General features: G+C 76.6%; 8 protein-coding genes. All 8 read left to right on the top strand.

The window, feature by feature from the left end:
* On the top strand, positions 1–1,979 hold a 1,979-nt coding region (locus RI554_09370), incomplete at its 5' end, for a tetratricopeptide repeat protein (GenBank protein MDR9392223.1).
* 38 nt (positions 1,980–2,017) lie between these two features.
* On the top strand, positions 2,018–3,100 hold the full coding sequence (locus RI554_09365; protein ID MDR9392222.1) for a histidinol-phosphate transaminase: 1,083 nt from the start codon (positions 2,018–2,020) through the stop codon (positions 3,098–3,100).
* Positions 3,093–3,674: an imidazoleglycerol-phosphate dehydratase HisB gene (hisB, locus tag RI554_09360; GenBank protein ID MDR9392221.1), complete on the top strand. Its 582-nt coding sequence runs from the start codon at positions 3,093–3,095 to the stop codon at positions 3,672–3,674. Before RI554_09365 ends, hisB begins: the two co-directional genes overlap by 8 nt.
* 1 nt (position 3,675) lies before the next feature.
* Positions 3,676–4,308: an imidazole glycerol phosphate synthase subunit HisH gene (gene hisH, locus RI554_09355; GenBank protein MDR9392220.1), complete on the top strand. Its 633-nt coding sequence runs from the start codon at positions 3,676–3,678 to the stop codon at positions 4,306–4,308.
* Complete coding sequence (locus RI554_09350) at positions 4,305–5,009, top strand: SPOR domain-containing protein (GenBank protein MDR9392219.1); 705 nt, start codon at positions 4,305–4,307, stop codon at positions 5,007–5,009. The genes hisH and RI554_09350 overlap by 4 nt, the downstream gene beginning before the upstream one ends.
* Positions 4,976–5,884, top strand: coding sequence for an RNase adapter RapZ (rapZ, locus tag RI554_09345; protein ID MDR9392218.1), 909 nt, complete (start codon positions 4,976–4,978; stop codon positions 5,882–5,884). Before RI554_09350 ends, rapZ begins: the two co-directional genes overlap by 34 nt.
* On the top strand, positions 5,881–7,230 hold the full coding sequence (yvcK, locus tag RI554_09340) for a uridine diphosphate-N-acetylglucosamine-binding protein YvcK (protein MDR9392217.1): 1,350 nt from the start codon (positions 5,881–5,883) through the stop codon (positions 7,228–7,230). The genes rapZ and yvcK overlap by 4 nt, the downstream gene beginning before the upstream one ends.
* The gene (locus RI554_09335) at positions 7,230–8,216 is read left to right on the top strand and encodes a glucodextranase DOMON-like domain-containing protein (GenBank protein ID MDR9392216.1); all 987 of its coding nucleotides are present in this window, start codon (positions 7,230–7,232) and stop codon (positions 8,214–8,216) included. The genes yvcK and RI554_09335 overlap by 1 nt, the downstream gene beginning before the upstream one ends.
* Positions 8,217–8,322: the final 106 nt, after the last annotated feature.

The following is an 8,322-nucleotide window of genomic DNA, read 5'->3' as shown; positions in this document are numbered from 1 at the left end:
GCCTCAACGTCGTCGACGGCGTCTTCGTGCCCCCGGTCGGGGATGCGGTGGGCCTCGCCGACCAGGCGAACCGCGTCGGCGAGGACGCCGTCGCGGAGCTCGTGGACCGCTTCGACGCCGCCGCCGTCCTGGCGGGCGGCCTCGCGCGCGACGACGGCACCCTGGTCGTCACCCTCCGCGGGGTGCTGCCCGACGGCCGCACCGCCGTCCGGGAGGTGCGCACCCCCCTCGACCCGCGCACCGCGCTGCCGGCCGTCACCGCCGCCGCGATCGACCTGCTCGGGCTTCCCGTCGGGGCCGACGAGCGGGCCGAGGCGCTCGCCGTCGCGCGCAGCGCCCCGACGGTGGAGGGCCTGCAGGCCGTCGGGCTCGCCGCGACCCGCGTCGGGCGGCCCGACGCCGCGGCGTTGCGAGCCGCGACCGAACTGGCGCCGGACCGTAGTTGGGCGTGGACCGAACGCGCCCGCCTCGCCTCCCTCGTCGGCGCGCACGAGGACGCCGCCGCGTTCGCGCGGACCGCGACCGACGCCCAGCCCGCCGACGTCGAGGCGTGGACGGTGCGCGGCGCCGTCGCGCGCCGCGCCGGGGACGACGCGGAGGCCCGCGACGCCTTCCGCCGCGCCCTCGAGGGCAACCCGGCGCACGCGATCGCTCGGGCCGGCCTCGCCGACCTCCTCGACGGCGCGGAACGCAGCGCGGCGTACCGCGCGGCGTTGGAGGCGTACCCGCGCCTTCTGGAGGCGCACGTGGGGTTGGCCGACGAGGCGGAGGGCGCGCGCGGCATTCAGGTGTTGCGTGCCGCCGGCGACGCGCTCCCCGACGCGACCACCCTTCACGCGACCGTCGTGGACCGGGCGTTGGCGGCGGGCGACGCGGGGGGCGCCGCGGCGTACCTCCGCGAGGTCCTGCGCGCACCGATGGCGCGCCGTCCCGGGACGTACGCGCTCGCGGCGCGCCTCCGCAGCGCCCGCCCCGACGCCGCTCTGGAACTGCTCCAGGAGGGGCGCGAGCGGTTCCCGGACGACGTCGGCCTGGCGGTCGAGACGTCCCGGTCGTGGCGCGCCGCGGGCGACGCGGAGCGCGCCGAAGCGGTCCTCGCGCCGTTCGCGGACGCGGCGCCCGACGTGCCCCGCGTCGCGAACGCGTGGGCGTTGGCCCTCGTCGAGCAGGGCCGCCTCGAGGAGGCGCGTGCGGTGTTCGCCGCCTCCGCCGACGACGACCCCACCGTCCGCTACAACTTCGCGGTCGCGTTGCTCGAGGCCGGCTTCGCGGCGGACGCCGCGGCGGAGCTCGCCCCCGACATGGGCGACGGCGTCCGCGACGCGGGCCGGTGGGCGGTGTACGGCGCGGCGCTCGCCGCGTCGGGCCGCGAGGCGGAGGGCCGCGACGCGCTCGCGCGGGCGCTCGACCTGGACGCGGATCAGCCGCTGGCCCGGCGCACCCTGGACCGGCTCGACGAGCGCGCCCGCGTCGCGGGCGACGACGCCGACCCCCTCCCCCCGGAGGCGCGCGCAGCGTTCGACCGGGGGCTGGCCCAGCTCGAGCAGGGCCGCAACGCCGAAGCGGTGGAGGCCCTCCAGGCCGCCTACGACGCCGCGGGTCCGTCCGCTCCGCTGGTGGCGGCCTACCTCGGCAACGCCCTGCAACGCACCGATCGCCTGCAGGACGCCGTCGCGTACTACGAGGAGGCGTTGGCGGCGTACCCCGACAGCGGCGCGGTACAGAACGACCTCGGCTTCGCCTTTCTGCGCTTGGGGCGGTACGACCGGGCGCTGCCGACGTTGCGCGACGCCGTCGCGAACGCGCCCGAGGATGCGCGCGCCCACCTGAATCTGGGGCTGGTGTACTACGGCCTCTCGCGGTTCGAGGAGGCGCTCGCGGCGTGGGATCGTGCGGTGGCGCTCGAGCCGGAGCTCGCGCCGGCGATCGCGCGTTCGCGCGAGCGGGCCGAACGCAACGTCGACGGCGAACGCCGCTGACGCGGGCGGACGCCCCTCCGGCTGCTAGCATGCGCGGCATGGCGCTGCGTCCCGACCTGCTTGCGGAACCCGGGTACGCCTTCGAGGCGGCCGAGGCCGACGTCAAGCTGGACCAGAACGAGGCGCCGCGCGACCTTTCGCCGGCGGTGCGGGAGCGGGCGTTGGCGCGGGTCTCGGAGGTCGCGTGGAACCGCTACCCGGAGCTTCGCCCCCGCGCCCTCGCGGACGCGATCGCGGAGCGCGACGGGTGGGACGCCGACGGCGTCGTCGTCACCCCCGGATCGAACGTCGCGATCCAGGCGTGGGTGATCGCCGCAGGCCTCGGCCGCCGGGTCGCGACGGTCGTCCCGACCTTCTCGGTGTATATGGCGCAGGCCCGCGTGTTGGGTGCCGAGCCGGTCGCCGTCCCCCTCGTGCCACCCGACTTCCGCCTGGACGTCCCGGCGCTCACCGCCGCGCTCGAGCGGGGTCCCGGCGTGTTGTTCCTCGCCGACCCGACCGCACCGACGGGGCACCGGCTCGACGACGACGACGTCCGGGCGGTGCTCGACGCGGCCGGGGCCCACGGCTGGATGACGGTCGTCGACGAGGCGTACGCGGCGTTCGACGGCCGCGACCGCCTCGACGACGTGGAGGGCCACCGCGACCGCGCGTCCCTGCGGACGTTCAGCAAGGCCGACGGCTTGGGGGCGTTGCGGCTCGGCTACACCCTGACGCATCCGGAGACCGCCGCGGAGCTCGCGAAGGCGACGCTGCCGTTCAACGTGTCCGCCTGGCAGGCCGCCGCCGCCGAAGCGCTGCTGCGCGACCCCGAGGCGCGCGCGGCGCGCGAGGCGACGATTCGGGAGGCGCGCCGCGAACGCGAGCGCCTCGCCGCCGCCCTCGCCGCCCGGCCGGGCGTCGATCCGCTCCCGTCCGTCACGAACTTCGTGACGTTCCGCGTCGCGGCGGCCGGCGCGACGTTCGAGGCGTTGATGGCGCGCGGCGTCCGCGTCCGCCGGCAGGACCACCTCCCCGGCCTCGACGGGGCGCTCCGCGTCAGCGTCGGGACGCCGGACGAGAACGACGCCTTCCTCGCCGCGCTCGACGCGGCCGTCCCTTCGGAGGCCCCCCGTGGCTAGATCCGCCGATCGTCACCGCACCACCCGCGAGACCGACGTGCGTCTCGCGCTCGACCTCGACGGGGGCGACGCCCGCCTCGACGTCGGGCACGGGTTCCTCGCCCACCTGCTGGACGCCGTCGCGCGGCACGGCCGCCTGGGGTTGCAGGTCACGGCGCACGGGGACGAGGCCAGCGTCGACGTCCACCACCTCGCCGAGGACGTCGGCATCACGATGGGCGCCGTCGTGCGCGACGCGCTCGGTGATTCGCTCGGCATCGAACGGTACGGCGACGCGTGGGTCCCGATGGACGAAACCCTCGCGCACGTGGTCGTGGACCTGAGCGGTCGGCCGTACCTCGCGTTCGACCCGAGCGGGTTCGAGGGGGACGCGCACGGCTTCACCGTCCACCACCTGCGGGAGTTCCTCCGCGGCTTCGCGAACCACGCCGGCGCGACGATCCACGTACGGGTCCTGGCGGGCCGCGAGACGCATCACGTGGCCGAGGCGGTCGCGAAGGCGTTCGCGCGCGCCTTGCGCGACGCGGTGCGGGTGACGGGCGACGCGGTGCCCAGCACCAAAGGGGTCCTTTGAGGTGCGAACGGTCCTGATCGATTACGGGGCCGGCAACCTGCACAGCGTCGCGAAGGCGCTCGCTGCGGCCGGCCTGGCGCCCATCACGAGCGCCGATCCCGAGGTCGCGAAGGGGGCGGACGCCCTCGTCCTGCCCGGCCAGGGGCACTTCGGGCAGGTCGTCGCGTCGTTCGACGCGAGCGGCTTCGCGCCCGTCGTCCGCGACCACCTCGACGCCGACCGGCCGTTCCTGGGGATCTGCGTCGGCCTCCAGCTGCTGATGGAGGGCTCCGAGGAGGCGCCCGGCGTGCCGGGCCTCGGGGCGCTGGCCGGCACGGTGCGCCGCTTCCCCGAGGGTGACGTCAGCGTGCCGCACATGGGCTGGAACACCGTGAGCGGGGTCGGCGACGCCCCCCTCCTGCGCGACGTCCCCGACGGGGTGCACGCCTACTTCGCGCACAGTTACTACGTCGCCTTCGAGGAGGGCGACCTCGTCGGCGGCCGCACGACGTACGGCCCGACGACGTTCCTGAGCGCCGTCAGTCGCGGGGCGATGCACGCGACGCAGTTCCACCCCGAGAAGTCGCAACGCGCGGGGTTGGCGATCCTTCGGGCGTTCGGGCGGGACGCCCGCCGGCGGGTGGAGGGCGCGTGACGCCGCGCGGGCGCCGCTGGGCGTCCCTCGTCGCGACCGCGGTCGTGGGGGTCGCGGGCCTCGCGGCGGCGAACGCCCGGCCGTTCTCGACCGACGTCTGGTCGGTGCAGACGGTCGCCCTCACCGACGTCGCGCAGGCGGAAGCGGTCGCCGCCGACCTGCGCGACGCAACGCTGCCCGCCTACGTCGAAGCCACCGTCCGGGACGGCGTGACGTGGCACCGCGTTCGGGTCGGGTGCTTCGGCTCGGACGCCGACGCGCACCTCGTCGCCGACCTCGCGCGGGCGGCGGGCGCGGACGCCGCGGCGGTCGTCCCGAGCGACGGCGCGCCCCCCGACGTGCCGTGCGTCGCCCGCGAGATCGGCTTCGTCGCGCCCGACGCCTGGCGGCAGCGGGCCGAGGGCGTGCCGTCGTTCGGGGTGGAGGTGGACGGCGTCCGCGGCGTGCTGCGCTACGCGGAGGCGGGCTGGCAGGTCCTGCAGGCGCCCGCCGAGGACGCGGTGCGCGACCGCCCTGCGGAGGATGCGGTCTTCGCGCAGGCGGGCCCGCCGGACGCGCCGTACGTGACGTGGCTCGGGGGGGACGCCCCGAGCCCCGTGTGTCGCGGTGCGCTGTTGGCGCAGACCGACGCCGCGGCGATCGTGCGGACGGGCGACACGGTCGCGGCGTGCCGCGTCCGCCCACCGGAGCGGTCGCCGTGACGGTCGTCATCGTCACCGGCATGAGCGGTGCCGGGAAGACGACGGCGTTGCAGGCGCTCGAGGACGCCGGGTTCCTGGCGGTCGACAACCTCCCGCCGGCGTTGTGGCCGGCGTTGGCGCGCGACGTCGCCGCCGCCGGTCTGGATGCGTTGGCGATCGCGATCGACGTGCGCAGCGCGGCGTTCCTCGGGGACGCGGCGGCGGCGCTGGACGCGTTGCGGGAGGAGGGGTACGCCCCGCGCGTCGTGTACCTCGACGCCCGCGACGACACCCTCGTCCGCCGCTACTCCTTCACGCGACGCACCCACCCGCTGCAGCGCGGCGGCCTGAGCGAGGACCTGGCGCAGGAGCGCGAAGCGTTGTCGGTCCTGCGCTCCCGGGCGGACGTCGTGGTGGACACGACCCGGGCGACGGCGAAGGACCTGCGCGCGCGGATGCAGCGTCTCGTGGGGGACGACGCGTTCGCGTTGCGCGTCCGTTCGTTCGGCTACAAGCGCGGCGTCCCGACCGACGTCGACACGGTCCTCGACGTGCGGGGCTTGCGCAACCCGTTCTACGATCCCGATCTCGCGCCGCGCCCGGGGACCGACCCGGCGGTGCAGGCGTACGTGTTCGCCGACGGCGGTCTCGACGCGTACGCCCGGTTCCGGGATCTCGTGCGCGAGTTGGCGACGTCGGCGCGCGACGCCGGACGCGGCAGCTACACCGTGGCGATCGGTTGCACGGGCGGGCAACACCGGTCGGTGGCGGTCGCCGAACGCTTGGCGCACGACCTCGCCGACGTGTTCGCGGTCGAGGCCGGCCACCGCGACCTGGCGGACGCCGTCGCGGAGCACGACGGCGGCGGGGACGCGTCCGGCGCGGAGCGGGCGTGACGCCCCCGCCGTCCCCCCCGCCCGCGGCGCGGCCGCCGGCGGACGCGTGGACGCGGTTGCGTCTCTGGTCGGTGCCCGGCATGGGCGTCAAGCGGTTCGTGTCGATCGCGGTGGCGGGCGCGCTGGTGCTCGTCGCGGGGCTGGTGGCGGCCGCGTTGTGGTTGTTGGCGGACGCCCGGAGCGACGTCGCGGCCCCCATCGAGCGGGTCCTGGCGAGCGGCGCGTGGCGCCGTCACGGGGGGTGGGCGTCGGCGGGCGTGGCGCTGGTGGGGGGCGTCGTCACGGTCCGCGCGATCCTGGGGTTGAACCGGAGTTTGTTGTCGCATTGGCTTCCCCGCCCCAAGGACGCCGCGGAGGTCGTCCACACGCGCCTGCGGTTGTCGCGCGGTCCGCGGATCGTGGCGTTCGGGGGTGGGACGGGCCTGTCGACGTTGCTGCGCGGGTTGCGGCGGGGCAGCAGCAACCTGACGGCGGTCGTCACCGTCGCCGACGACGGGGGGTCGTCGGGGCGGTTGCGGGACGCGTTCGGGATGCCGGCGCCCGGGGATCTGTCCGACTGTTTGGCGGCGTTGTCGGACGACGCGCTCGAGGTGGGTCGGTTGATGGATTACCGCTTCGAGCGGGGCGACCCGTTGGCGGGCCACACGTTCGGGAACCTCCTCATCACCACGCTGTCGGAGGTGGAGGGGGACCTGCTTCGCGCGACGCGCGTCCTGAACGGGATGCTGAACCTCTCGGGCGCGGTGTGGCCGGCGACGACGACGCCGGTGACGTTGCGCGCCCGGAAGGCGGACGGGTGGGTGGAGGGCGAGAGCGCCCTGCGCGGCGTCGCGGGGCCCGTCGAGCGGTTGGCGTTGCACCCGACGGCGCCCACGACGCCGCAGGAGGTCCGGGACGCCGTCCGCGACGCCGACCTCGTGGTGCTGGGGCCCGGCAGCCTGTTCACGTCGGTCGTCGCGCCACTCCTAGTGCCGGGGGTCCGCGACGCGTTGCAGACGACGTCCGCCCCGGTCGCGTACGTCGCGAACATCATGACGGAGGCCGGCGAGACCGACGGGATGGACGCCTTCGCGCACACCGAAGCGTTGGCGCGGCACGTGGGTCGCTGGCCGGACGTCGTCCTCGCGAACGACGCTCCGCTCGACGCGGCGCGCCGCACGGCGTACCGCGGGGAGGCGGCCGACCCGGTCGACGTCGACGAGGCCCGGTTCGCGGGGGCGGGCGTGACGCTTCGGCGCGCCGCGCTGTTGGGAGCGGGCCCGTACGCGCAGCACGATCCGGACGTCACGGCGGAGCACCTGCTGGCGTTGGCGCGCCGCACGCCCCGGCGGGAGGTCGGTGCGTGATGCTGACGTGGCTCGCGTTGGCGGCGCTGCTGGTGCAGGACCCGACGGGGGACGCGCACGGCGCGGGGGACCTGATCCCCCCCCAGGCGCCGGCGTACGCGAGGGTCGCACCGTTCGACCTGGTGGAGGTCGGGGTGAGCGACACCGTGCCGGTCGAGGTCCGCATCGAGCTGGCCGACGTCGTGGACGCCGCGTCGTTGCCGGTCGGCATCACGCTTCCGGTGATCGACGTCTACCTCGGGGACGGGGGGGCGGGCGAGCGGGCGACGTCCCTCCCGGGGCCCGACCTGCGCTTCCCGCCGGGGCGGGGCTGGACGTGGGCGGTGCGCGTCCACGGCGACGGCGCGGTCGCGGTGCGGGGGCGGGACGGGCTGCGCGTCGAGGTGCCTGCGGAACGTCGCGGGAACGCGGTCGTCGTGACGCTTCCACGCGCCGCGACGCCGCCCTTCCGCCGCGTCCAGGCGGTGACCGGCGTGTACGACCCGTTCGGGGAGGACGCGTGGCGTGCGTTCCGGAGCGAGGCGAGCCCCTGGACGTTCGCGTCGCCGCGCCCGGTCCCCCCCGTCGTCGACCTGCTCGCGCCGGATGGCGAGGCGCAGGCGGCGGCGATCCACGCCGCGACGTTCCCCCGCTCCGGCGTGGACCTGGACCGCTGGGTCTGGCCGCTGGTGGCGGCCGGCGGTGCGGCCCTCGCGACGCTGGCGACGGTGCAGCGCTGGCGGGCCGGCCGGGGCCGGCGCGCCGCGGCGGGGGTCGAGGCCCTCGACCTCATCGACGAAGCGGACCTGGTCGCCCGGCCGGCGGTGCCGCCGCCCGCCCGGCGGACTTCTTCCAGCTCGGACGGGGCGGCGGGCGACGCCGCGACGGCGACCGCGAAGCCCGACGGGCCCGAGGCGGCCGGCGCGGGGGACCGGGAGGACGCCGAGGACGGTGACGTGGTTCGCAGCGTCGTGCGGCTGGATACGCCACCCTCGAGGCATGGCTGACTCCTTGGCCGACCCTCGTCCGCGCGCGACCCCCGTCCGCGCCCTCGCCGCCGTCGCCGTCGCCTTCGGGGTCGCCGTCGTGGGGCCCGCGACGCTGGGCCTCCCG

The organism is Trueperaceae bacterium (assembly GCA_031581195.1).
Taxonomy (GTDB): Bacteria; Deinococcota; Deinococci; order Deinococcales; family Trueperaceae; genus SLSQ01.
Note: the sequence above shows the minus strand (reverse complement) of the source record. Positions and strands in the feature narration are given on the sequence as shown.

Bases quoted from the DNA above. Each gene is read 5' to 3' on its own strand.
- RI554_09335 (MDR9392216.1), top strand. From the start codon at position 7,230: ATGCTGACGTGGCTCGCGTTGGCGGCGCTGCTGGTGCAGGACCCGACG.
- RI554_09365 (MDR9392222.1), top strand. From the start codon at position 2,018: ATGGCGCTGCGTCCCGACCTGCTTGCGGAACCCGGGTACGCCTTCGAG.